Source organism: Pusillimonas sp. ANT_WB101 (assembly GCF_008369125.1).
Taxonomy (GTDB): Bacteria; Pseudomonadota; Gammaproteobacteria; order Burkholderiales; family Burkholderiaceae_B; genus Allopusillimonas.
The window spans coordinates 655,177-677,975 of record NZ_VOAY01000001.1 but is presented as its reverse complement, the minus strand read 5'-3'; the positions used below and the strand labels follow the sequence as shown (position 1 = coordinate 677,975).

Sequence of the window (22,799 nt, the reverse complement as noted above, 5' to 3'; positions counted from 1 at the left end):
GCAGGCTTGTGCTTACTTGCCAAGCTGCTCCAGATTACCTTGGCCGTCCCACTTGTACACGGCAAATTCAAACTGTTTCAGGTCGCCCTTCTCGTCGTACTCGACCTTACCAATGGCGGTGTCAAACGCATGGCTGTGCATGTAGTCAGCAACTTTTTCGGGGTCAGCGCCAACGGCATTGATACTGTCAGCCAGTATCTGCATGGCCGCATAGGCAGTGAGCGTAAAGGCCCCATCAGGGCTACGATTGAATTTCTTGAAGTTCGCAAGCACCTGCTCATTGCCGGGAAGCTTGGTAAAGTCGGCAGGCAAGGTTACCAGCAGACCACCGACGGCCGGCCCGGCAATCGCCACCAAGTCTTTATTGGCAACCCCTTCCGGCCCCATGAACTGCGTGGTCATGCCCTGCTCACGTGCCTGGCGCAACAGCAGACCCAGCTCGGCGTGATAGCCGCCAAAATAGATCAAATCGGCGTTAAGCGACTTGAGCTTGGTGATGACGGCAGAGTAATCGCTGTCACCAACATTAATACCTTCGAACAACGCCACATTTGTGCCCGATTTTTTCAGACTGTCACGTACCTGTGATGCAACGCCCGACCCATATGTCTGTTTGTCATGCAAAATCGCAACAGTTTGAGGCTTGAGTTGCTTGACGATATAGTCAGCTGCAAAAGGCCCCTGCTGGTCGTCACGCCCAATGGTGCGGAAAAAATAGTGCGGTTTGATGGTGTCAGTCACCAGCGGCGAGGTGGCTCCCGGAGTGATCGCCACAATACCTTCCTGCTCATACACATTGACTGCTGGAACCGTCGTGCCGGAGCACGCATGGGCAATCGCAAACTTGGCCCCAGCGTTGATCACACGGTTGGCAGCCGGCACGGCTTGTTTGGGTTCGCAGCCGTCGTCAATCAGTAGAGGCTCGATTTGCATGCCCTTGATGCCACCTGCCGCATTCATGGCGTCAATCGCGGTGAGTGCGCCTGCCTGAATCTGGTCGCCGTACTGCGTAGCCGGCCCCGTCATGGGTTGAGGAATGCCGATTTTAAGCGTTTCGGCTGCGCTGGCACCGCTGGCGAAAGCCATGGCACACAGTGCCACGACGAGGGGGGTTACTCGCTTGGTAAACATCATGATGACCTCAAGTCTCCTGTAGAGCCTGCCGTATTGCCAAGCCCGGATCGGGGTTCGCATAAAGTACGGCAAGCCATTGTTATTAGCTTCCGCCATGTAACGGCATGCGTATTCTGACGATGCTTGAAACAAGTGTCACTACGGATAAGCCCTTACGACGCCCCGCCTCTCGTTGATTAAACACCCCTCGGCGAGATTATTTAGCCTATGGCAGCGCATGCGCCACCCTGCCATGCCACCTATCGCGCCTCTTCTGCGCCCGGCAAGGCTGGACGTGCAAGATTCCACATCAAGGCCCTGAACGGCGCCAGCATGATCGCATTAATGACGAGTTTTACCGCCAGATCACCCGCCAACAACGAAACCCACGGCACGGCAGTGCCCGCAAACGCCACACTGAAAAAGACAAACGTATCAAGCGTGGCGCCGGCGACACCACCCAGAAACGGCGCACGCCACCAGCGTTGATTGCGCAGCCGGTCAAACACATAAATGTCGGTAAGCTGTGCACACAGAAACGCCAGGCCGGACGCCAGAGCGATGCGTGGGGTCGCTAACCACACCGACACAACCAGCGCCACCAAAAACCCTATGTAAGCAACCCTGCGGGCTGCTGCAGCACCAAAGCGCCGGTTTAGCAGGTCTGCCACCAGGAAGGCAATGGGATACGACAGTGCGCCCCAGGTCAGCCACCGGTTAATGGGATACTGCACCAGGATATTGGAGCCGACGACAATGGCACCCATAGTCATGACGGCAAGCAAAAACTGCCATGAGTTCATCGGGACAAACGAAACGGTAGGCTGGCGACTCATAATATAAATATCAAAAATAGGTTTAGTGCCCGGTGATCTGCCCGGGCGCAAGCGCTGCATTTAGCAGTAACTTGGCTGACTGACTGCACAATGCCTACCCAGTAGTCAGAAAAACATGCAGCGAGTTGGTATCAAAATAAAAGCCAGACCGATCGATTATCAGCAATGAGAAATCAGGAAAACTCACGGGAAAGCTCAGCCGCCCGATCACCGGCAGCACGCATCGCTTTGCCGACCAGCTCTGCAAAGTCGCCGTTTTCAAACACCTGTAGTGCCGCCGCCGTAGTCCCACCTTTTGATGTAACCCGCTCACGCAAGGTTGCCAGGCTTTCGTGCGAGAGCGCAGCCAGCTCAGTGGCACCACGTACTGTGGCAAACGCCAGTGTGCGTGCCTGCTCCTGTGTAAGGCCTTGCTCAATGCCACCACGTATCAACGACTCAAGAAACAAAAACACATAGGCCGGGCCACTGCCAGACAAAGCGGTTACCGCGTCAATCTGCGCGTCAGTGTCGACCCATACAACTTCACCCACGGCACCCAACATTTGTTGCGCAACCATGCGATCTTGTTCAGTTACCCCATCTAGCGCCATCAGACCACTGGCACCACAGCCTATCAGCGCGGGGGTGTTGGGCATGCAGCGCACAAGCCTTGTAAAAGCAGCCTCGTCTTCGCCCAGCCAACCGGCCAGCGTGTGGGCCGAAATACCTGCAGCAATGCTAATTACCAGCGTATCCGGCTGCAAAAATGGCCGGCAAAGCATGACCACATCTTTAAGCACTTGCGGTTTGACGGCAAAAACCCATACCTTCAGCGCTGACAATTCGGAGCCGGGCGCTTCGGCCACCGATACCCCCTGTCGCGCCCAGCGTTCGCGCGCCGACGCATCGGGATCAATAATATGCACGTCGTGCGCGCCACAGCGTTTGCCGATCAGGCCTGAAGCCAGAGCGCCAGCCATGTTGCCGCCGCCGATAAAAGCGAGAGAAAGTTCATTTGCCATAGCGCCACATTGTACGATTTTCTGGAAATTACGGTTGTCTATAGGCATTGACGACCTCCGTCGGTTATCGTTACAGTCACGCCCGTGCAACAAACGGGTCATAAACTTCACACCAACCTGCCTGCAGCCTGCTAGGCAGGATAACTCTGGAGATAAATCAATTATGCGAGCAAAGTTATTTGCGCTGTCTCTTGCCGGCATTATTGCCAGCATGGGAAGCGCTCAAGCCGCCACCGACATCAATTTTTGGCATTCCATGGAAGGAGCCCTGGGCGACCGTGTCAAAGAACTGGTGGACGAGTTCAATAAAAGCCAGCCTGATTACGTCATTAATGCGGTTTACAAAGGTTCTTATGGCGAGTCCATGAATGCCGGCATTGCTGCCTTCCGCGCGGGTAACGCACCTGATGTTCTGCAGGTTTTCGAGGTCGGTACTGCCACCATGATGTACGCCAAGGGCGCCATCAAGCCAGTGCAAGAAATGTCTGAAGAAGTCGGTGATCCCATCAACCCTGCCGACTTTATCGGTGCGGTGGCGGGTTATTACTCTTCGCCCGAAGGCAAGCTCATTTCCATGCCTTTCAACAGCTCGACCCCGGTCTTTTATTACAACAAAGACGCCTTCCAGAAGGCAGGCCTAGACCCTGAAAAGCCACCAAAAACCTGGACCGAAGTCGAAGAGGCCGGCAAAAAATTGCGTGCAGCCGGCCTTGAATGCGGCTACACCACATCGTGGCCTTCCTGGATCCAGCTTGAAACCTTCGCGGCCTGGCACAACATCCCGTATGCGTCGCATGACAACGGCTTTGGCGGCCTGGACGCACGCCTTGAGCTAGAACAGCCCCCCTTCCTCAAGCACATGACCTTCCTGGCCAACATGTCCAAAGAAGGTACGTTCACTTACGGCGGACGCGGCGATGCATCCAACGCCCTCTTTACCTCGGGCAAGTGCGGCATGTTCACGGGCTCCAGTGGCAACCGTGCCAACATCATCAAAACCGGCAATTTCAAGTTCGGCACCTCAACACTGCCGTACTACGCCGATATTAAAGGCGCACCGCAAAACACCATTATCGGTGGCGCTTCGTTGTGGGTGTTTGCCAAAAAGTCGCCTGAAGTCTATAAAGGCGTCACCAAGTTCTTCAAATTTCTTTCGAGCCCCGAAAAAGCGGCCGAATGGCACCAGAAGACAGGTTATGTACCTGTTACCAAGGCAGGCTACAAGCTGACGCAAGAATCTGGTTTTTATGATAAAAACCCGGGTGCCGATGTCGCTGTCAAAGAGCTTGACGTAACCACTACGTCAAACTCACGTGGCGTACGTCTGGGCTATTTGCCGCAAATCCGCGAAATCGAGGACGGCGAAATGGAAAACATTTTCGCAGGCAAGACTTCACCTGAAGACGGCCTGAAGAACATGACCCGCCGCGGTAACGAACTTCTCGAGCGCTTCGAAAAAAGCGTCAAATAAACCCTAGTATAAAATCGCCACATGGAAAAACGCGTCGTATTCAAGCACAAAACACTCCCGTACCTGCTGTTGTTGCCACAGCTTGCCATTACGGTCGTGTTTTTCTTCCTGCCCGCCGGGCAGGCCATGTGGCAATCATTTCGCCTGGAAGACCCATTTGGTCTGTCATCGACCTTTGTGGGTCTTTCCAATTTTACCGAGCTCTTTAACAGCCAAGAGTACATGCAGTCGTTCAAGACAACGGCGGTATTCTCGCTTCTGGTTGCCGTACTCGGATTAAGTATTTCGCTATTGCTGGCAACCCTGGCCGACCGCGTCGTCAAGGCAGCAAACGTTTATAAAACATTGCTCATCTGGCCCTATGCTGTTGCTACTGCAGTGGCTGGTGTGCTCTGGTTGTTTCTTTTTTCGCCTTCGGTCGGGGTGCTTGCGGTGTACCTGAACGACCTCGGTATAGCCTGGAACCCCCGCCTAAATTCCGACCACGCCATGATTCTCGTCGTACTGGCATCGGTCTGGAAGCAAATTTCGTATAACTTTCTGTTTTTTCTTGCTGGCTTGCAGTCCATTCCACGCTCGCTCATCGAAGCGGCTGCCATTGATGGCGCCAGCCCCATGCGGCGTTTCTGGACTATCGTCTTCCCCCTGTTGTCACCCACTACGTTCTTTTTGCTGGTCATCAATGTCATTTACGCGTTCTTCGACACGTTTGCCATTATCGACATCATGACGCAGGGCGGTCCGGGCGACAGCACCTCCATTCTTGTTTACAAGGTTTACAACGCTGGCTTCAAAGGGCTGGATATTGGGTCGTCGGCCGCACAATCTGTCGTTCTTATGCTGATCGTCGTGGCACTTACCGTCGTCCAGTTCCGCTTTATAGACCGTCGCGTCAATTACTGATTCAGGTTCGCGCACCTTTCCACCCAGCCTGCAAAGAAAAAATCTGCCATGATCGAACGTCGCCCCGTACTGGATATCGTTACCCACATCATTCTTATTGTGGGCGTGGCGATCATCGCCTTCCCCCTTTATGTGACATTTGTTGCGTCGACCCAGACGGCGCAAGAAGTCGCGCAGGCGCCCATGTCGTTAATTCCGGGCAGCCACTTCTTTGAAAACTACCGTACCGTGCTGTTCGGTGAGGCAGTCAACACGCCGCCAGTGGCACGCATGATGTGGATCAGTACTGTCATGGCGCTGGTCATTGCCATCGGCAAAATCGTCATCTCCATACTTTCGGCATTCGCCGTCGTGTATTTCCGCTTTCCGTTCCGCATGTTCTTTTTCTGGATGATCTTCGTCACGCTGATGCTTCCGGTCGAAGTGCGTATCGCGCCCACTTATCAGGTGGTGGCCGACCTGGGCATGCTCAACACGTATGCTGGGCTTACACTGCCGCTCATTGCCTCGGCAACCGCTACATTTCTTTTTCGCCAGTTTTTCATGACCGTACCTGACGAACTGGTCGAGGCCGCACGCATTGACGGTGCCGGCCCTATGCGCTTCTTCTGGGACGTCCTGCTGCCACTATCGCGCACCAGTATCGCAGCCCTGTTTGTCATTCAATTTATTTACGGCTGGAACCAATACCTCTGGCCGCTTATTATCACCACCCAAGAAAACATGTACCCCGTTGTCATCGGCATCAAGCGCATGATTGCCGGCGGCGACAGTGTCACCGAGTGGAATCTGGTCATGGCAACCGCCCTGCTGGCCATGATTCCGCCGGTTGCCGTCGTGGTTTTCATGCAAAGATGGTTTGTCAAAGGCCTGGTCGACGCCGAAAAATAAACGGGTCTGTCACTGCTTTCATTCGCGACACGGTACTGAATACAAAAACTGGAATCACACATGGCTACTTTAAGCTTTCGCAACGTCACCAAAACTTATCCGGGCGGTGTTGCCGTTATTCACGGCATCAACATGGAGGTTGCCGACGGCGAATTCATCGTTATCGTTGGGCCATCAGGCTGCGGCAAATCTACCCTAATGCGCATGGTGGCCGGGCTTGAAAGCGTTACCGGTGGCGAGATCTGTATCGGCGACAAGGTCGTTAACGACCTTGAGCCCGCTGAGCGTGACATTGCCATGGTGTTTCAAAATTACGCGCTCTACCCCCACATGAGCGTTTATGAAAACATGGCTTACGGCCTGAAAATACGCAAGCTCAGCAAAACTGAAATTAAAGATCGCGTCGATAACGCCGCCAAAATTCTTGAGCTGTCACTACTGTTAGACCGCCGCCCAGGCCAATTGTCAGGCGGTCAGCGCCAGCGTGTCGCCATGGGCAGGGCCATTGTGCGCGACCCCAAGGTGTTCTTGTTTGACGAGCCGCTGTCCAACCTGGACGCCAAGTTGCGGGTGCAAATGCGTCTTGAGATCCAAAGACTGCATCACCGGTTGGGCACGACAAGCCTGTATGTCACACACGACCAGGTTGAGGCCATGACGCTGGCACAGCGCATGGTGGTCATGAACAAAGGCGTACCCGAGCAAATCGGCACACCCGTTGAGGTGTTTGAAAAGCCCGCCTCCATGTTCGTGGCCAGCTTTATCGGCGCGCCACCCATGAACTTGATCCCGGTACAGGTCGATGCCCAGCGACGTGTGTTAGATGCCGACGGTGTGCTGCTCGATTTTTCACCTGACATGGTGCCTGAGCACCTGGCCAACAAAAAGGTGGTTCTGGGTATTCGGCCCGAGCATATAAGCCTGCATACCAAAGGCATTACCGTCAATATTGAAATGATCGAAATCTTAGGCTCTGAGCAGCTTATCCACGGCCGCCGCGGCGACATTCCAGTTGTGTTGCGCTGCCCTATTGGCGTCACCCGCGAAAACCCGCTGCATATCGGCGAAGCCATACAAATGGGCCCTGATGGCATCCACCAGTTGCATTGGTTCGACCCAGAAACCAGCAAGCGCATTGAAGACTAATCCATTCAAGCAGCTTGTGACCCGCTTACACGGCTCAAATTAAATCAGGTTGCTTCGCGCCTTTAAGCCGAAACGATTAGCGCCGCTGTCGGCTGGTGCCCCTTTTAGCTAGGGCAAAGACAGGCCCTTAGTGCCTGCTGCAGCGCCTCGCTCATCGTTTCTGCCTGCTTTTTCTCAGCCCGCACCAGCACCCGCCTTGTGTAGTATATCGGGGCGAACACTCAGCGGCTCAACGCACAACTATTTGCAACGATATCAACTAAAACACCCCTGGCCTGGGTTGAAACCCAGGGCCAGGGGTGTTGTTGCTCAGGCCCGCAGCGCGCGCCTGAAGCGTACAGATAACTTACTTGTAGACGGACTTGCTACCGTCTTTGTGCCACACAAAAATATCAAATTTAAAGTCGTTGAGGTCACCCTGTTTGTTCCAGGAAATCTCGCCGATAGGGGTCTTGACTGAGTTGGCATGCAGGTAATCAGCCACCTTGATGGGGTCATCAGCACCCGCACCGGTAATGCCGTCAGCAATGGCTTTGGTTGCCGAATAAGCCGTTAGCTGGAACGCACCACTTGGGTCGCGACCTTTGTCTTTAAAGGCTTTGACAATAGCAGCGTTGCCTTCATCAGCGGTAAAGTCGGCCGGTAATGTAACCAGCATGCCATCTACCGATGCACCGCCAATGGCGTTGATGTCTGGGTTGCCCACGCCCTCAGGCCCCATAAACTGCGTTTTAAGGCCTTGCTCGGCCCCCTGGCGCAGCAATAGACCCATTTCGGGGTGATAGCCACCGTAATAAACAAAGTCAACCCCGGCGCTCTTGAGCTTGGTAATGACAGCCGAGTAGTCGCTGTCACCGGCGTTAATACCTTCGAAAAGTACGACATTAATACCGGCCGCTTCAAGATCTTTCTTGACTGCGCTGGCAATGCCCTGGCCGTACGACTGCTTGTCATGCAGCACGGCTACCTTGGATGGTTTGATGTTGTCTACGATGAATTTTGCGGCAGCCGGACCTTGCTGGTCATCACGACCAATGGTACGGAAAATCATCTCGTAATTTTTACCATCAGTGACGGCAGGAGACGTGGCAGATGGCGTAACCATGACCACACCTTCATTATTGTAAATATCGGTGGCGGCAATAGTGGCGCCTGAGCACACATGGCCAACGACGTAATGAATTTTGTCATTAACAACACGGTTGGCAACCACGGGGCCTTGCTTGGGCTCGCAACCATCATCGATAGATACTGCTTCAAGCTGCTTGCCCAGCACGCCACCACTGGCATTGATCTGCTCAATAGCCGTGTCGACGCCCTCTTTTACCATGGAGCCGTATTGTGTCAGCGCACCGGTAAAGGGGCCGGCCACAGCAATTTTAATGGTATCGGCAAATGCGCCAGACGACATGACCATGCCGGCAGCCAGCCCTACGGCAGCAGCAATGGGGGAAAAACGAAGTTTCATATACCCTCCTAAATGTACGCGCCAAGCATACACGAAAACACCCAAAAACCAATATACAAGCACAGCTTTTCAGGGTTTTCTCTAGCGTGTGAAATATAGAAAAACCCTTGAGGGTCTGAACCGCTTCAAGGGTTTGGTGCAGCCCCGGCTTGACCCAGGCCAAGAACAACTATTGGGGTTGATACATGTGTGGCCGTAGCCGCTTACTGCAGAAGACTGCGCAGCATCCAGGCATTTTTTTCGTGTATGTCAAGACGCTGAGTAAGCAGATCAACCGTGGGGTCGTCGCCAGCTTCATCTGCTTTCTTGAGTGCGGCACGCGCTGTCTTTGCGACGGCTTCGTTACCCTTGAGCAGCAGCTCGATCATTTTTTCGGCAGCGGGAACCTCGCTGGGTTCAGTAATGGACGACAATTTGGCGTATTCAGCATACGTGCCGGGTGCGTAAAGACCCAGTGCACGGATACGCTCGGCGATGCTGTCAAGAGCCTGCCACTCTTCGGTGTACTGATTCATGAACATGAGATGCAGGGTATTGAACAGTGGGCCGGTGACGTTCCAGTGAAAATTATGCGTCATCAGGTAAAGCGTGTAAGAGTCAGCCAGCATTTTTGACAATTCAGCAGCAACGGTAGCGCGCTCTTTGTCTGTAAGACCGATATCGATGGTCAAGCCCTTGGTGCTTGCCTGTGCCAGTAGGCTGCTTTCGAGTTTACTTGCTTTAGCCATAGTTTTTGCTCCATTCTAGAGTGAATCAGTCAATCGAGAATACCACAACAAAAATACCAATGTTTGGATCTATCGCAATAACGCAGATGCTTTATTTAGCCCGCTTCGGCCACCTCAACCAACGGCACATCCAGGTAATTGACGCCAGGCAAATTACACGCATGAATGGCATGAATAAGCGCCGCGATGGCAGCAGGCCGAGGAAAACTTTTGCGGTGAACGAGCACCACGCGCCTGTCGGGTACAGGTTTTTTGAACGGTATATAAGTAAGCAATTGGTTCTCGAGACCCGGCATAGATAGCGAACTGGCCGGCAGCACGGTCACCCCTACTCCGGCAGCCACCATATGCCGGATGGTCTCCAGCGAAGAGCCTTCAAACGTACGCTGTATGCCTTCGCTGGCTGCCGAGTAGCGAGAAAATTCGGGGCACACTTCAAGCACCTGATCCCGAAAGCAATGGCCAGCGCCCAGCAGCAGCATGGTCTCTTCTTTAAGGGCAGCAGCATCAAGCTCTTTTTTCTTCGCCAGTGGATGATTGTGGGAAACGGCCACCACAAAAGGCTCGTCGTACAAAGGGTGTAATACAAACCCGGAGTCAGGTAAGGGCAAGGCCACAATGGCGCAGTCGATTTCGCCCTGGCGCAGCAACTCAAGCAGACGCGTCGTAAAATTTTCTTGCAGCAACAACGGCATTTGCGGCGTTAATTCAATTTCGGTAGGCACCAACCGCGGTAATAGATAAGGCCCGATTGTATGGATAACGCCCACACGCAAAGGCCCAGCCAACGGGTCATGACCCTGCCGGGCAATTTCACGCAAGTTTGCAGACTCTTCCAGCACGCGCTGAGCCTGCGCCACGACACGCAGACCTATGGGCGTAACCCCCACCTCGGTGCCACCCCGTTCAAACAGAATAACCCCCAGCTCATCCTCCAGTTTGCGTATGGCCACCGAAAGCGTAGGCTGGCTGACAAAGCACGCTTCTGCGGCGCGACCAAAGTGCCTTTCACGTGCAACCGCGACGATGTATTTCAGTTCAGTCAGAGTCATAAGGTTTTCTTCTCAAAAAAACATGCCATATCAGCTACGCAGAAAGTCTTGACGGCCGCGCATCCATCGCTGCAGGTGCGCCTGCGCATGTTTTGGGTAATGATCGCGCAGCATTGAAGCTGCTTCGCGCGCCTGAGCCACCAGTTGCGCATCGGTTTCGAGGCTGGCAAATCGCAGCAGCTCCTGGCCCGACTGCCGTACCCCCAGAAACTCGCCGGGCCCGCGTTGTTCAAGATCGCGACGGGCTATTTCAAAACCGTCTGTCGTTTCATACATGGCGCGCAGCCGCTGCCGTGCAATCATGCTAAGAGGCGCCAGGTACATCAACACACACACTGATTCGCGTGTACCACGCCCAACCCGCCCTCTTAGCTGATGCAGCTGTGCCAGGCCAAAGCGTTCGGCGTGTTCAACAATCATTAACGAGGCATTGGGCACATCGACGCCTACTTCGATCACCGTTGTGGCCACCAGTACGTCAATATCGCCATCACGAAAGCGCTGCATGACCGCCTGCTTTTCATTGGCAGGCAGCTTGCCGTGTATCAGCCCTATCCGCACATCAGGCAGTGCCGCAGCCAACCTGGCATGGGTATCGACGGCAGTTTGCAGCTGCAAGGCTTCGCTTTCTTCAACCAGGGGGCAGACCCAATAAGCCTGCCTACCCAGCCTGACTTCGGCCGCCACGCTGGCGAGCACTTCTGGCCGACGGCTGTCTGCAATCAGTTTGGTCAGCACCGGGCTGCGTCCGGGCGGCAACTCATCAATGGCCGACACATCAAGGTCGGCAAAAAACGTCATCGCAAGGGTGCGGGGTATGGGCGTTGCACTCATGTTGAGCTGGTGCGGTATATACGCCTGCCGTCCTATGTTTTCTTCGCCTTTGCGGTTTAACTGCAGCCTCTGACCCACGCCAAAGCGGTGCTGCTCATCCAGAATGACCAAACCCAAACTGGAAAACACCACTTTGTCCTGAATAAGCGCTTGCGTGCCTACAACGAGCTGGGCCTCACCCGACTCTGCCGCAGCCATACTTGCCTTACGGGCCTTGCCGGCCAGACTTCCGGCCAGCCAGGCCACGTTGACGCCCAGGGGCTGCAACCATGCAGACAGCTTACTAAAGTGCTGTTCGGCAAGAATTTCAGTGGGCGCCATGATGGCGGCCTGGCTACCACTGGCTATCGCCTGCGCCGCTGCAAAGGCCGCAACAATGGTCTTGCCGCTGCCGACATCGCCTTGCAATAAGCGGTGCATAGGAAATGAGCGCGATAAATCAGCGGAAATTTCATTGATCACACGCTCTTGCGCGGCAGTGAGCGTAAAGGGCAAGCTGGAGCGCAAGCCTTGCAGCAAAGCATGCCCCACATTGGCCAACGGGCGTGCCTGCTGGCTGCGGCGTGCAGCCCTTGCCGCCGCCAATGACAACTGCTGGGCCAGCAGCTCGTCAAATTTGATGCGACGCCAGGCTGGGTGCTCGCGCTCGGCAAGATCGGCACAGGAGACGTCAGCGGGTGGATGATGCAGCACCCGTATGGCCTGACGAAACGGGATCAACCCGTACTGACTGCATACTTCGTCTGGCAGGGTGTCAGACAAATCGGCACGCCCCAACGCCGTATCAATGGCCTTGCGCAAGCTGGCCTGTGACAGGCCGTCTGTAGTGGAATAAACAGGGGTCAGCGCCGAAGCCAATGGGCGACCGCCCACCGAAACTTTAGGATGCACCATTTCACTGCCGCCAAAACCGCTGCGAACCTCACCCCTGACCCGTACGCAATTTCCGACAGCAAGCTGCTTTTGCTGACTAGGGTAAAAATGCAACCAGCGCAGTGCCAACTGGTCGCCGTTTTCGTCCTGGATGAGCGCGTGCAGTTGCCGCCGAGACCGGAACTCAACCTCGCTACGAATGACTTCGCCCTCTACCTGCGCCGTCGTGCCTGGCACTACTGCGGCAATCGGCACGATACGGGTTTCATCTTCGTAGCGTATCGGCAGGTGAACGATAAAGTCAGCGGGCTGATGCAAACCTAGTCGGGCCAGCCTGCGTTCAACCAAACTACCAGTGCTGGCCTTGCCCGCTGAAGGTACTGCTGCGCCTTTAGCCGACTTGCGTGCCACAGAACCTTGTTCTTGCCGCACAGACGGTGCTGATTTTTGTGCTTTTGACGTGGAGCCCGTGCTCACGCTGGACTCCCGACGCAGGCCGGCACACTGACATAGAACACAAGAAACGTTGACACGCTTATCGCGATCAGATCACAACGATGGCTTCAACCTCGAACTGCGCGCCCTTGGGCAGGCTGGCCACCCCTATGGTGGAGCGAGCCGGATAAGGCTGCGGAATAATGTCGGCCATGATGGCATTGGCACTGGCAAACTTGCTGAGGTCAGTGAGAAACAGGGTAAGTTTGACGATATTGTCGAGCGTGCCGCCAGCCTCTTCGATGACAGCCTTCATGTTGGCAAACGACTGGCGCACCTGGCCTTCAAAATTTTCGGAAACCAGCTCGCCGGAGCCCGGTTCCAGGCCGATCTGACCTGACAGGAAAACAGTTTTGCCACCGTGAACAGCAACGGCCTGGGCGTAAGGCCCCACAGCGGCGGGGGCAGCATCGGTATGGATGATTTCTTTAGTCATGAGAAGCCTTGGATAGTCGAAAAAGTCACAATGACTATCGGATTTTAGTCTTCTATAGCTAAAGTTAAAAGCCCCCCCCTAGTATGCAAACAACACCTGAACGACGCCCATCAATTATTGGGGCAGCTCAAGAGCAAAGAGAAAGAGGCTTGCAGACGCTTATGAAGGCCGAAACGCTATGCGGCGACCTAAGCACTACTGTGGCACGTACGACACGTGCCGCCGATTTAGGTGGGCATGCCACTGCTCAGGCCCGAAGGTGCAGCGCACACGCGCACATGTCAATGCAGCGCAGGCCCGGTATCGGGCCTGCTGCGTGAGGAACCTGGCAATGCCGATTACTTATCGACGAAAGCGCGCTCAATGACGTAATCACCGGGTTGCCCTACCCCGGGCGACACTTTGAAGCCCAGACGCTCAAGCATGGAACTGGTGTCGGTCAGCATGGCGGGGCTGCCGCACAGCATGGCACGGTCTAAAACGGGATCGATTTGAGGCAGGCCCAGCTTTTGAACCAGCTCGCCGCTTTCTACCGCTTTGGTTATGCGCCCTTCGTTGGTAAACGCCTCACGTGTGACCGTGGGGTAGTACAGCAACTTTTCACGAACCACATCGCCAAAAAACTCGTTGTTTGGCAATTCGTTTTGAATGAAGTCTGAATAAGCCAGCTCACTCTTGAAACGCACACCATGCACCAGAACGATTTTTTCAAACCGGTCGTAGACCTCAGGGTCTTTGATGATGCTCATGAACGGTGCAAGGCCTGTACCCGTCGCAAACAGGTACAGATTGCGGGCATTGGGCTTAAGGTCATCGACCACCAGCGTTCCGACCGGCTTTCGGCTGACCAGCACCGAATCACCTACTTTCAGATGCTGCAAGCGTGAAGTGAGCGGCCCGTTTTGCACCTTAATACTTAAAAACTCGAGGTTTTCTTCGTAGTTGGCGCTGGCAATGCTGTAGGCACGCATAAGCGGCTTGCCTTCGACCTCAAGGCCCAGCATAACGAAATGGCCGTTATGGAACCTAAGCGCTGGATCACGCGTGGTTCTGAAGGAAAATAAAGTGTCGTTCCAGTGACGAACGCTCAGGACTTGCTCAGTATTAAATGCTGCCATGTCTATAGTATTTAGAGGCGGAAAGTATTACCGCCATATTACGTTGGGCTGGGGCTTTTTCAAGGCCATATTTCGATGAAAATGCAGCCAATTCAACTTAGATCAAGAAAACCTGCAAAAACTTGTAGTTTGAAGCCTTACAAACAGTTGAACGACGCCGCAGAGTCTGGTATCTTTTGCGTATCTTACATGAGAATCATTCTGGTTTAAACCATACCGGCCTGCTTCAGGCCTGTATTCTTCATTACCGTATACCCCGCAGGAGTCTATTTTATATGCGTTTCAAATTAACGCCGCGCCCCTTGCTTCGCGCAGCAATCGTATCCAGCTCACTCGTGTTCACCGCGCTGGCCGGTGCCGCTTCTGCTGCCGAGGTCAGCCTTTACACCACACGTGAGCCCCAGCTCATTCAACCCTTGCTTGACCAGTTCACCAAAGATACTGGCGTTCAGGTCAATACGGTCTTTGTCAAAGATGGCCTCATAGAGCGCGTCAAGGCCGAAGGCGACAAATCGCCTGCCGACCTGCTCATGACGGTTGACATCGGCAATCTGCTTGATCTGGTCGAGGCAGGTATCACCCAGCCAGTAGACTCTGCCGTGCTTCGCGAAGCCATCCCAGCCAATCTTCGCGGCGCTGATAATCAATGGTATACGCTTTCGCTACGCGACCGCGTTGCCTATGTAGCCACCGACGTTAATGTCGATGCCATCCATTACGAAGACTTCGCCGATCCCAAATGGAAAGGCAAGGTATGCATACGCTCAGGCCAGCACCCCTACAACACGGCACTCATCGCCGCCATGATCGCCCATAACGGCGAAGCAGCCACCGAAAAATGGTTGAAAGGCGTCAAAGCCAACCTAGGCCGCCCGGCAACAGGTGGCGACCGCGACGTAGCACGCGACATTCTGGGCGGTATCTGCGACATCGGCATTGCCAATGCGTATTATGTTGGCCGCATGAAAAACGCCAAACCTGATAGCGATGCGTACAAATGGGGCGAAGCCATCAAGGTCGTGCGCCCAACCTTTGCTGCCGAAAAAAGCAAGGGCACGCATGTTAATATTTCCGGCGCAGCCTTGGCCAAGCACGCTCCACATCGCGACGATGCAATCAAGCTGCTCGAATACCTGGTCTCCGAAAAAGCCCAAAGCATGTACGCCATGGCCAACTATGAATACCCTGTAAAAGCGGGTGTCAAGCTAGACCCCGTTGTTGCAAGCTTTGGTGAGTTGGTCATTGACCCACTTCCCCTGACCGAAATCGCAAAACATCGCAAGCAGGCCAGCGAACTGGTCGATAAGGTCGGGTTCAATAATTAATACAGGCTTCGGCCGGGCTAAGCCCGGCCCCCTTGGTCTCAGCCAGACACCCGCCGGCACGCCGGCAGTATCTGGCTAATGTTTTTTTTGCAGGCAACAAACTGAATACGGCTTCTCATACGCGTGGCCAACTCGCTGCCCCCTCTCTCGCCTGTCGAGTTGCAAGGGGGCTTTCACGCACAGTCTCAGCTCGCGCGGGTCGTGGGGCCGCGCTATGCATTGCCGCAAGTGTATTAGGGCCTATTGTGGCGCTCGCGTGGTTTGCGCTGCAAGGCGGCACCGAGCACTGGGCACATCTGTTTCAGTTTGTGCTGCCCACCGCGTTTCTCAATACGGTGCTGCTGCTGGCCGGCACCGGTGTTCTGGTCACCTGTCTGGGTGTGGGTAGCGCATGGCTGGTTACCGCCTTCGATTTTCCGTCGCGCCAAACGGCAGCTTGGGCGCTACTGCTGCCACTTGCCGTGCCTACTTACATCGTGGCGTTTGCCTACCTAGACATTCTGCACCCCATAGGCCCGGTCCAAACACTCATCCGCGACGTGCTCGGGTATACCAGCCCGCGCCAGTTCCGCCTGCCTGATCTGCGCTCGCTGCCCGGCGCCATCTTTCTTCTGGGCTTTGTGCTGTACCCCTACGTTTATCTCAGCACGCGCGTCATGTTTGTAACGCAATCAGCCAGCTTGCTTGAGGCCGCGCGCGTACTTGGCGAAAGCAGTCGCAGCACGTTTTATCGCGTTGCTCTGCCCATGGCCCGACCGGCCATCGCCATTGGCGTAAGTCTTGCGCTGCTCGAAACGCTTAACGACATTGGTGCCTCAGAATTTCTGGGCGTACAAACACTCACGGTGTCTGTCTATACAACGTGGGTAACGCGTAACGATCTGGCAGGCGCCGCACAAATCGCACTTGCCATGCTTGCCATTGTTGCGGTAATTATTATTGCCGAACGCCATGGCCGCAGACGTCAACGGTTTGCAGGCACCCAGCGTTCGCGCGTGGTGCGGCCCACCAGGCTAAAAGGCATGCGCGGCCTGATTGCCTGTGCTTTGGCCTGGTTTCCCGTCATCATTGGTTTTATTGCACCCGCCATTTATCTGCTCGATGCAAGCATCAAACACTTACGCACCACGGGCTCAGTTTCCGATCAACTAATACGCAGCGCATGGAACACGGTCTCCATTGCACTCATTGCCACCGTCGTCACCCTACTGTGCGGGCTCACTGTCGCCTGGGTGGCGCGCTCCGCACGCTCCGGGTCTGCCCACAACCTCATGCGGGCATGTGCCCGTGTAGCCAGTTCGGGCTACGCCATCCCCGGCACGGTACTCGCCATCGGTCTGATGACGCCTATTATGCTCATCGACCGCCTGGGGTCCACTATTTGGCAAGCATTCGGCTACGCTGATCCAGGCCTTATACTCATGGGGACAGGCACAGCATTGGTTTGCGCCTATGTCATCCGTTTTCTGGCCATATCTATCGGCAGCATCGAGGCGGGTCTGGCCCGCATACCGCCATCCATGGAACAGGCGGCCCGGCTGCTGGGTGAAACCCCTGCAGGCACTTTGCGTCGAATACATCTTCCCCTGCTGCGTCCGGCACTGGGCGCTGCGGCCTTGCTGGTTTTTGTAGATACCATGAAAGAGCTACCAGCCACGCTATTATTGCGCCCGGTCAATTTTGAAACGCTTGCAACCTGGCTGTATGCCGAAGCAGCCCGCGGCACTTACGAAGAAGGTGCGGTGGCAGCATTGGGCATTGTGCTTGCGGGTTTACTCCCGGTCGTACTGCTTGCCCGAACCCAATTCAAACTGAATCACTAGAATGTCTGATCTGCTTCGCCTTGAAGGTATTTCTCTATCTTATAAAACCGACCACGGCCTGGTACCGGCCGTGCAGGGGCTAAACCTGCATCTCGAAAAAGGGTGTATTGGTTGTCTGCTCGGGGCTTCGGGCTGCGGAAAAACCACTGTATTACGCGCCATCGCCGGGTTTGAACCGCTGCGCCAGGGCAGTATCTGGCTGGATGACGTGTCTCTGTCCAGTCAGCAACATCTGGTGCCACCAGAACAGCGCAAAGTGGGCATGATGTTTCAAGATTACGCCCTCTTTCCCCATCTGACCGTAGAAAAAAACATTGGCTTCGGGCTGCGCCGCTGGCCCAGCGAGCGCCGCCGTGCCCGAGTTGCCGAGCTGCTTACTCTTATTGGCCTTGAAGGTTCACGCCATCGCTATCCCCATGAACTGTCTGGCGGCCAGCAACAGCGCATCGCCCTCGCCAGGGCGCTGGCGCCTGAGCCCGAGCTGTTACTGCTGGACGAGCCTTTCTCCAATCTTGATATCGACACCCGCGAGCATCTAGCCTTCGAGGTGCGCGACATCCTCAAAAGAACCGGTCATACCGCGCTGCTGGTCACGCACAACCAAGCTGAAGCATTTGCCATCGCTGACCGCATAGGCGTAATGAAAAACGGCACACTGGTTCAGTGGGACACGCCTTATGCGCTGCACCACGCACCGGCTGACACATTTGTCGAGAATTTTATCCGGCGCGAGGCCTTAATGGCGCAACGGGCGCAAGCGTATTTGCGCGGCGAAGCTAGCCGCTAACATTTATACCGTCTTCGTCTGTCGGTTGCCACTTGGCGCAGAAACGGCGAGGACTCCAGCAGTACTCAAGCGCGGCATTGTGCCGCCCCCCCCATTCACTTCAGCACGACCTTGCTGCTGATGGTATCGCTACTCTGCGCACCTCACAAGCAGGCCTGGCGTGTCCAGTCATAAATGCAATAACCGTCCAGATAACGTCGACAGGCCTCTTCCAAAAATACACACCACACATTCTCACTGCGCCAGAGTAAAGGCAGAACGGTTTACCCTACTCTAGTCCCAGCTCAGTACACTTTCGAGTAAGCGTATTGCGCCCTATGCCCAGGCGCTGCGCGGCTTCGATGCGTCTTCCCCGGCTTTGCGCCAATGCGGCTTCAATCAATACGCGTTCAAACTGTCTGGTCATGGCCGCCATGATGGCAGGCTCGTTGCGCGCCAGGCGGGCCTGGGTTTCCTGGCTTAGCAAGTTCAGCCAGTCATCACATGCCTGATTTACCGGTACAACATCTTTAAGAACCTGCGTGGCAGGCGCAGTGTGCGAAAGTACCTCAGGCGGCAAATCTTTGGTTTCAATAACCTGGCCCGGCGACATTACCGTAAGCCATTGGCAAAAATTTTCGAGCTGGCGGATATTACCCGGAAAGTCGAAAGCGGTTAGCGCTTCCAATGCGGCAGGGGTGAGTCGACGCAGGGCCACGCCAAGGTCTTCTGCACTATTGTGCATAAACCGATCAACCAGCCCAGCAATATCCGCTTTGCGCTCACGCAATGGCGGCAGGCGCAAACGAATAACATTCAGACGATGAAACAGGTCTTCCCGGAAACGCCCCTCAGCCACTCGCTGTTCCAGCGGCTGATGCGTTGCCGCCACAATACGTACATCGGCTTCTACTGGCTCTGAGCCGCCCACTCGATAAAAACTTCCTTCAGCCAGCACGCGCAACAAACGTGTCTGCAATTCAAAGGGCATGTCGCCGATTTCATCAAGAAACAGCGTCCCCTGCCGGGCCTCTTCAAACCGCCCACGACGTTGCTGCGTCGCACCCGTAAAAGCGCCACGTTCATGGCCAAACAGCTCAGCCTCCAGCAGGTCTTTGGGAATAGCCGCAGTATTTAGTGCAACAAAAGGCCTCTTGCTCCGTGCACTGTGCTCATGCAATGCGCGGGCAATCAACTCTTTGCCAGTACCTGACTCACCGGTAATAAGCACAGTTACGTTGGACGAAGCAAGCCGCCCAATGGCCCGAAACACTTCCTGCATGGCCGGTGCACTGGAATGCAGCATGACGCGTTCAGCACCAACTGCTTTGCCCGCAGCACGAGCCGTTTGCTGGTCAGCGTCGGCGGTGCCACTCTCAAACTGCTGCGCTGCCTCAGCGATGTTCCCTGCGTCGTACGCCGTCTGCAATGCCCGTTGTATCAGTGCGACAGCCGCGTTCACATCAAAAGGTTTAGGCAGGTAGTCAAATGCACCTTTTTGAAACGCGGCTACAGTGCTGTTCAAATCGGTAAATGCCGTCATAACAATAACCGGCAGCTCAGGATGCATCTGTTTAATACGATGAAGCAGGCTTAGCCCATCAATACCCGGCATGCGAATATCGGTCACTAAAACCGATGGCGTGCTCTCCTCCAACGCAGCCAGCACATCTTTACCCTGCGCAAAACTGCGTACCGGTATCGAAACACGGCCCAGTGCCTTTTCAAGCACCCAGCGTATGCTCTGATCGTCGTCGATTATCCATACGGTCGTCATGCGTTCTCCAGTGGCAGCAATATCCGAAACGTGGTGCTACCGGGTCGTGAATCAAACTCGAGCGCCCCGCCATGCTGCAAAACGAATTCTTGCGCCAGGCTTAAACCCAGCCCGGTGCCGTTGGCCCGCCCCGTGACCAAAGGATGAAACACCTTGTCGTGAAGTGCCGGCGGCACGCCCGGGCCATTATCAATAACCGAAACAATCACACCCATACGAACCTGGCGACCATTCATCAGCAATTGCCGCCCTACTCGTGTACGCAGGGTTAACCGACCAGATTGCATCCAGGTTGACTCGACGAGTACCTGTGCCGCATTACGCATAATGTTTAGCAAAGCCTGCAGCAGCCGTGAGAAATCGCCGGTTAGCTCAGGCACCGAGGCGTCATAATCACGTACGCACTCAACTTCGGGAAACTCTGTGGTCACCAGACGGTAAACCCGCTCGCAAACCTCATGAATATTAAAGCGCGACGTCTGCAACGCGCCTCCCTGGGGTGAAATCAGGCGATCAACCAAAGAGGCCAGACGATCGACCTCGGCAATAATGACCTGAGTATATTCACGCTGGCCAGTGTGCTCGCCCAGTTCGGCTTCAAGCAGTTGCGCTGCGCCGCGTATTCCGCCCAAAGGGTTTTTGATTTCGTGGGCAAGATTTCTGAATGACTCGCGCTGCGTGGCCAGTTCATTGCCTAATTGTTGATGACGGTCGAGCAAAATATGGTGCTCGATGGCTCTGGCCTCAATAAGCGCCGCCCAAGGTTGCTGAACCAGCGGAACCAGCGTGAGGCTGATGGCTTCATGCTGGCCACGCTGGTCAAGCACCAGATCTTGACGCAAAACACCAAATTGCCCATCAATCGCGCCGGGCAGGCGGTTGGCCAGCGCTTCGTCGACACCAAACAGCATGGAGGCCTCCATGCCGGTCAGTTGTCGGCGCGAGTATCCGAATAATTCTTCTGCCGCTGTATTGGCATGGGCAATAAACCCATTTCGGTTCAGCAGCAAAATAGCGGATGACAGCAGGTCAAAACTGTCTACATCCATGATGTTCCCCGGCTACGTAATGCTCACCCCCGATCAAACTGGTCAACGCGTGGCCGGAGCGTGTACATCAAAGGCTGTAATACATGTCAAATTCAACCGGATGCGTGGTCATGCGCAAACGTGTGATCTCAGCCATTTTGAGTTCAACGTAGGCGTCGAGCATTTCGTTGCTAAATACCCCACCCCGCGTCAGGAACTCACGGTCTTGATCGAGCGCCGCCACCGCCTCTTCGAGTGATGCGCACACGGTCGGGATTTTTGCATCTTCTTCTGGAGGCAGGTCGTACAGATTTTTATCTGCAGGATCACCCGGATGGATTTTGTTCTGCACGCCATCAAGGCCGGCCATCATCAGGGCTGAAAAAGCCAGGTATGGATTAGCCAGCGGATCTGGAAAACGGGCTTCGATGCGTCGGCCCTTGGGGCTGCCGACGTATGGAATGCGGATGGAGGCTGAACGGTTACGGGCCGAATAAGCCAGCTTTACCGGTGCCTCGTAGTGCGGTACCAGGCGTTTGTACGAGTTGGTACCAGGGTTGGTAATTGCATTGAGCGCCTTGGCGTGCTTGATGATGCCGCCGATGTAAAACAGCGCAAACTCAGAAAGCCCGGCGTAGCCGTTGCCAGCAAAAAGGTTTTGACCGTCTTTCCAGATAGACTGGTGTACATGCATGCCAGAGCCATTGTCACCAACAATGGGCTTGGGCATAAACGTCGCTGTCTTGCCATACACATGCGCCACATTGCGTATGGTGTATTTCATGATCTGGTTCCAGTCTGCGCGCTTGACCAGTGTGCTAAAGCGCGTACCGATCTCAAGCTGCCCGGCGCCACCCACTTCGTGGTGATGAATTTCTACGGGTACACCCTGTTGCTCCAGCAACAAACACATTTCAGAGCGCATGTCCTGAAAAGAGTCGATCGGCGAAACAGGTACATAACCACCTTTCAGGCCCGGACGATGCCCCTGGTTGCCACCCTCGGTGTCATAGGCCCGCGACCAGTGGCCTTCATCTGATTTAATCTTGACGAAGCAGCCCGACGTGTCGTCGTTCCAGCTAACACCGTCAAAGACAAAAAACTCGGGCTCGGGGCCGAAAAAAGCCGTGTCGCCCAAACCGCTAGACTTCAAATAGGCTTCGGCACGTTTGGCCAATGAGCGCGGATCACGGCTGTAACCCTTCAGGTCAGAAGGTTCGACAACATCGCAGGTTAGGTTAAGTGTGATCTCTTCACGAAACGGGTCAACACGGGCTGACTCAGGGTCGGGCACCAGCATCATGTCAGAGGCTTCGATGCCCTTCCACCCGGCAATCGATGATCCATCGAAAGCCACACCGGCTTCAAGTTTTTCTTCGTCTACCGTATGAGCGGGGACGGTAAGGTGATGCTCTTTTCCAAGAGTATCGGTAAAGCGGAAATCAACAAAAGCGACTTCGCGCTCAGCAATCAGTTTGACGAGTTCTTCGGGGGCGGACATATAAGCTCCTGGTCCAGTGGAATCAAAGTAAGACATTCAGCATTACGCAATTGTTGTGCCAACTTTTGCGGCTGTAATTTGCCTGGGCCAGCGAACACCAATCACCATTGCAGTGCGTAACGCACCATAATGGTGCACATTGTAGTGCAGACGGCATGGTGGCGCGCACCGAAACGCATCTGAATGCATCAATATGTATTGGGTACGCAAC

At 54.9% G+C, this 22,799-nt stretch carries 19 protein-coding genes; 7 read left to right on the top strand and 12 right to left on the bottom strand.

The annotated features are described in order from the left end of the window. Window positions 1-12: 12 nt before the first annotated feature. From FQ179_RS03250 to proC, 3 genes are all read right to left on the bottom strand, one after another. Window positions 13-1,134, bottom strand: coding sequence for a high-affinity branched-chain amino acid ABC transporter substrate-binding protein (locus tag FQ179_RS03250; RefSeq protein ID WP_149395832.1), 1,122 nt, complete (start codon window positions 1,132-1,134; stop codon window positions 13-15). Between the two features lie 239 nt (window positions 1,135-1,373). Continuing rightward, window positions 1,374-1,949 carry a VUT family protein gene (locus FQ179_RS03245; RefSeq protein ID WP_149395831.1) on the bottom strand — a complete coding sequence of 192 codons (576 nt, stop codon included), beginning with the start codon at window positions 1,947-1,949 and terminating at the stop codon, window positions 1,374-1,376. Between the two features lie 173 nt (window positions 1,950-2,122). Next, complete coding sequence (gene proC, locus FQ179_RS03240; RefSeq protein ID WP_149396884.1) at window positions 2,123-2,953, bottom strand: pyrroline-5-carboxylate reductase; 831 nt, start codon at window positions 2,951-2,953, stop codon at window positions 2,123-2,125. A 163-nt stretch (window positions 2,954-3,116) separates the two neighbouring features. Between proC and ugpB the strand changes: the two genes are divergently transcribed. The 4 genes from ugpB to FQ179_RS03220 are packed head-to-tail and all read left to right on the top strand — an operon-like array spanning window position 3,117 to window position 7,364. Further along, window positions 3,117-4,424 carry a sn-glycerol-3-phosphate ABC transporter substrate-binding protein UgpB gene (gene ugpB / locus FQ179_RS03235; protein WP_149395830.1) on the top strand — a complete coding sequence of 436 codons (1,308 nt, stop codon included), beginning with the start codon at window positions 3,117-3,119 and terminating at the stop codon, window positions 4,422-4,424. Window positions 4,425-4,445: 21 nt separating this feature from the next. After that, complete coding sequence (gene ugpA / locus FQ179_RS03230) at window positions 4,446-5,327, top strand: sn-glycerol-3-phosphate ABC transporter permease UgpA (RefSeq protein WP_149395829.1); 882 nt, start codon at window positions 4,446-4,448, stop codon at window positions 5,325-5,327. 48 nt (window positions 5,328-5,375) lie between these two features. Next, the gene (gene ugpE / locus FQ179_RS03225; RefSeq protein WP_149395828.1) at window positions 5,376-6,218 is read left to right on the top strand and encodes a sn-glycerol-3-phosphate ABC transporter permease UgpE; all 843 of its coding nucleotides are present in this window, start codon (window positions 5,376-5,378) and stop codon (window positions 6,216-6,218) included. 60 nt (window positions 6,219-6,278) lie between these two features. Then, window positions 6,279-7,364 (top strand): sn-glycerol-3-phosphate import ATP-binding protein UgpC, encoded by a 1,086-nt coding sequence (locus tag FQ179_RS03220; protein ID WP_149395827.1) that lies wholly within the window; start codon window positions 6,279-6,281, stop codon window positions 7,362-7,364. Window positions 7,365-7,710: 346 nt separating this feature from the next. On the opposite strand, the gene FQ179_RS03215 is transcribed toward FQ179_RS03220, so the two are convergent. From FQ179_RS03215 to FQ179_RS03190, 6 genes are all read right to left on the bottom strand, one after another. Then, window positions 7,711-8,832 carry a branched-chain amino acid ABC transporter substrate-binding protein gene (locus FQ179_RS03215; RefSeq protein WP_149395826.1) on the bottom strand — a complete coding sequence of 374 codons (1,122 nt, stop codon included), beginning with the start codon at window positions 8,830-8,832 and terminating at the stop codon, window positions 7,711-7,713. 203 nt (window positions 8,833-9,035) lie between these two features. Further along, window positions 9,036-9,560 carry a Dps family protein gene (locus tag FQ179_RS03210; protein WP_149395825.1) on the bottom strand — a complete coding sequence of 175 codons (525 nt, stop codon included), beginning with the start codon at window positions 9,558-9,560 and terminating at the stop codon, window positions 9,036-9,038. 95 nt (window positions 9,561-9,655) lie between these two features. After that, the gene (locus FQ179_RS03205) at window positions 9,656-10,612 is read right to left on the bottom strand and encodes a LysR substrate-binding domain-containing protein (RefSeq protein ID WP_149395824.1); all 957 of its coding nucleotides are present in this window, start codon (window positions 10,610-10,612) and stop codon (window positions 9,656-9,658) included. A 30-nt stretch (window positions 10,613-10,642) separates the two neighbouring features. Beyond that, complete coding sequence (gene recG / locus FQ179_RS03200; RefSeq protein WP_149396883.1) at window positions 10,643-12,730, bottom strand: ATP-dependent DNA helicase RecG; 2,088 nt, start codon at window positions 12,728-12,730, stop codon at window positions 10,643-10,645. A gap of 133 nt (window positions 12,731-12,863) precedes the next feature. Then, a complete protein-coding gene (locus tag FQ179_RS03195; protein ID WP_149395823.1) occupies window positions 12,864-13,250 on the bottom strand; it encodes a Rid family detoxifying hydrolase in 387 nt (128 codons plus the stop codon). A gap of 338 nt (window positions 13,251-13,588) precedes the next feature. After that, window positions 13,589-14,368 carry a ferredoxin--NADP reductase gene (locus tag FQ179_RS03190; protein WP_149395822.1) on the bottom strand — a complete coding sequence of 260 codons (780 nt, stop codon included), beginning with the start codon at window positions 14,366-14,368 and terminating at the stop codon, window positions 13,589-13,591. A gap of 275 nt (window positions 14,369-14,643) precedes the next feature. Here FQ179_RS03190 and FQ179_RS03185 point away from each other — a divergent pair, with 275 nt between their 5' ends. From FQ179_RS03185 to FQ179_RS03175, 3 genes are all read left to right on the top strand, one after another. Next, window positions 14,644-15,693 (top strand): Fe(3+) ABC transporter substrate-binding protein, encoded by a 1,050-nt coding sequence (locus FQ179_RS03185; RefSeq protein ID WP_149395821.1) that lies wholly within the window; start codon window positions 14,644-14,646, stop codon window positions 15,691-15,693. Between the two features lie 218 nt (window positions 15,694-15,911). Beyond that, window positions 15,912-17,516 (top strand): iron ABC transporter permease, encoded by a 1,605-nt coding sequence (locus FQ179_RS03180; protein WP_149396882.1) that lies wholly within the window; start codon window positions 15,912-15,914, stop codon window positions 17,514-17,516. 1 nt (window position 17,517) lies between these two features. Next, on the top strand, window positions 17,518-18,303 hold the full coding sequence (locus tag FQ179_RS03175; protein ID WP_149395820.1) for an ABC transporter ATP-binding protein: 786 nt from the start codon (window positions 17,518-17,520) through the stop codon (window positions 18,301-18,303). Window positions 18,304-18,571: 268 nt separating this feature from the next. On the opposite strand, the gene ntrC is transcribed toward FQ179_RS03175, so the two are convergent. The 3 genes from ntrC to glnA form a co-directional block, all read right to left on the bottom strand. Next, the gene (gene ntrC, locus FQ179_RS03170; RefSeq protein WP_149395819.1) at window positions 18,572-20,059 is read right to left on the bottom strand and encodes a nitrogen regulation protein NR(I); all 1,488 of its coding nucleotides are present in this window, start codon (window positions 20,057-20,059) and stop codon (window positions 18,572-18,574) included. Then, window positions 20,056-21,108, bottom strand: coding sequence for a nitrogen regulation protein NR(II) (gene glnL / locus FQ179_RS03165; RefSeq protein WP_149395818.1), 1,053 nt, complete (start codon window positions 21,106-21,108; stop codon window positions 20,056-20,058). The genes ntrC and glnL overlap by 4 nt, the downstream gene beginning before the upstream one ends. Window positions 21,109-21,175: 67 nt before the next feature. Beyond that, entirely contained in the window at window positions 21,176-22,588 is a 1,413-nt protein-coding gene (gene glnA, locus FQ179_RS03160) for a type I glutamate--ammonia ligase (protein ID WP_149395817.1), read from the bottom strand. Between the last annotated feature and the right edge of the window lie 211 nt (window positions 22,589-22,799).

Bases quoted from the DNA above. Each gene is read 5' to 3' on its own strand.
- FQ179_RS03250 (WP_149395832.1), bottom strand. From the start codon at position 1,134: ATGATGTTTACCAAGCGAGTAACCCCCCTCGTCGTGGCACTGTGTGCC.
- FQ179_RS03245 (WP_149395831.1), bottom strand. From the start codon at position 1,949: ATGAGTCGCCAGCCTACCGTTTCGTTTGTCCCGATGAACTCATGGCAG.
- proC (WP_149396884.1), bottom strand. From the start codon at position 2,953: ATGGCAAATGAACTTTCTCTCGCTTTTATCGGCGGCGGCAACATGGCT.
- ugpB (WP_149395830.1), top strand. From the start codon at position 3,117: ATGCGAGCAAAGTTATTTGCGCTGTCTCTTGCCGGCATTATTGCCAGC.
- ugpA (WP_149395829.1), top strand. From the start codon at position 4,446: ATGGAAAAACGCGTCGTATTCAAGCACAAAACACTCCCGTACCTGCTG.
- ugpE (WP_149395828.1), top strand. From the start codon at position 5,376: ATGATCGAACGTCGCCCCGTACTGGATATCGTTACCCACATCATTCTT.
- FQ179_RS03220 (WP_149395827.1), top strand. From the start codon at position 6,279: ATGGCTACTTTAAGCTTTCGCAACGTCACCAAAACTTATCCGGGCGGT.
- FQ179_RS03215 (WP_149395826.1), bottom strand. From the start codon at position 8,832: ATGAAACTTCGTTTTTCCCCCATTGCTGCTGCCGTAGGGCTGGCTGCC.
- FQ179_RS03210 (WP_149395825.1), bottom strand. From the start codon at position 9,560: ATGGCTAAAGCAAGTAAACTCGAAAGCAGCCTACTGGCACAGGCAAGC.
- FQ179_RS03205 (WP_149395824.1), bottom strand. From the start codon at position 10,612: ATGACTCTGACTGAACTGAAATACATCGTCGCGGTTGCACGTGAAAGG.
- FQ179_RS03195 (WP_149395823.1), bottom strand. From the start codon at position 13,250: ATGACTAAAGAAATCATCCATACCGATGCTGCCCCCGCCGCTGTGGGG.
- FQ179_RS03190 (WP_149395822.1), bottom strand. From the start codon at position 14,368: ATGGCAGCATTTAATACTGAGCAAGTCCTGAGCGTTCGTCACTGGAAC.
- FQ179_RS03185 (WP_149395821.1), top strand. From the start codon at position 14,644: ATGCGTTTCAAATTAACGCCGCGCCCCTTGCTTCGCGCAGCAATCGTA.
- FQ179_RS03175 (WP_149395820.1), top strand. From the start codon at position 17,518: ATGTCTGATCTGCTTCGCCTTGAAGGTATTTCTCTATCTTATAAAACC.
- ntrC (WP_149395819.1), bottom strand. From the start codon at position 20,059: ATGACGACCGTATGGATAATCGACGACGATCAGAGCATACGCTGGGTG.
- glnL (WP_149395818.1), bottom strand. From the start codon at position 21,108: ATGGATGTAGACAGTTTTGACCTGCTGTCATCCGCTATTTTGCTGCTG.
- glnA (WP_149395817.1), bottom strand. From the start codon at position 22,588: ATGTCCGCCCCCGAAGAACTCGTCAAACTGATTGCTGAGCGCGAAGTC.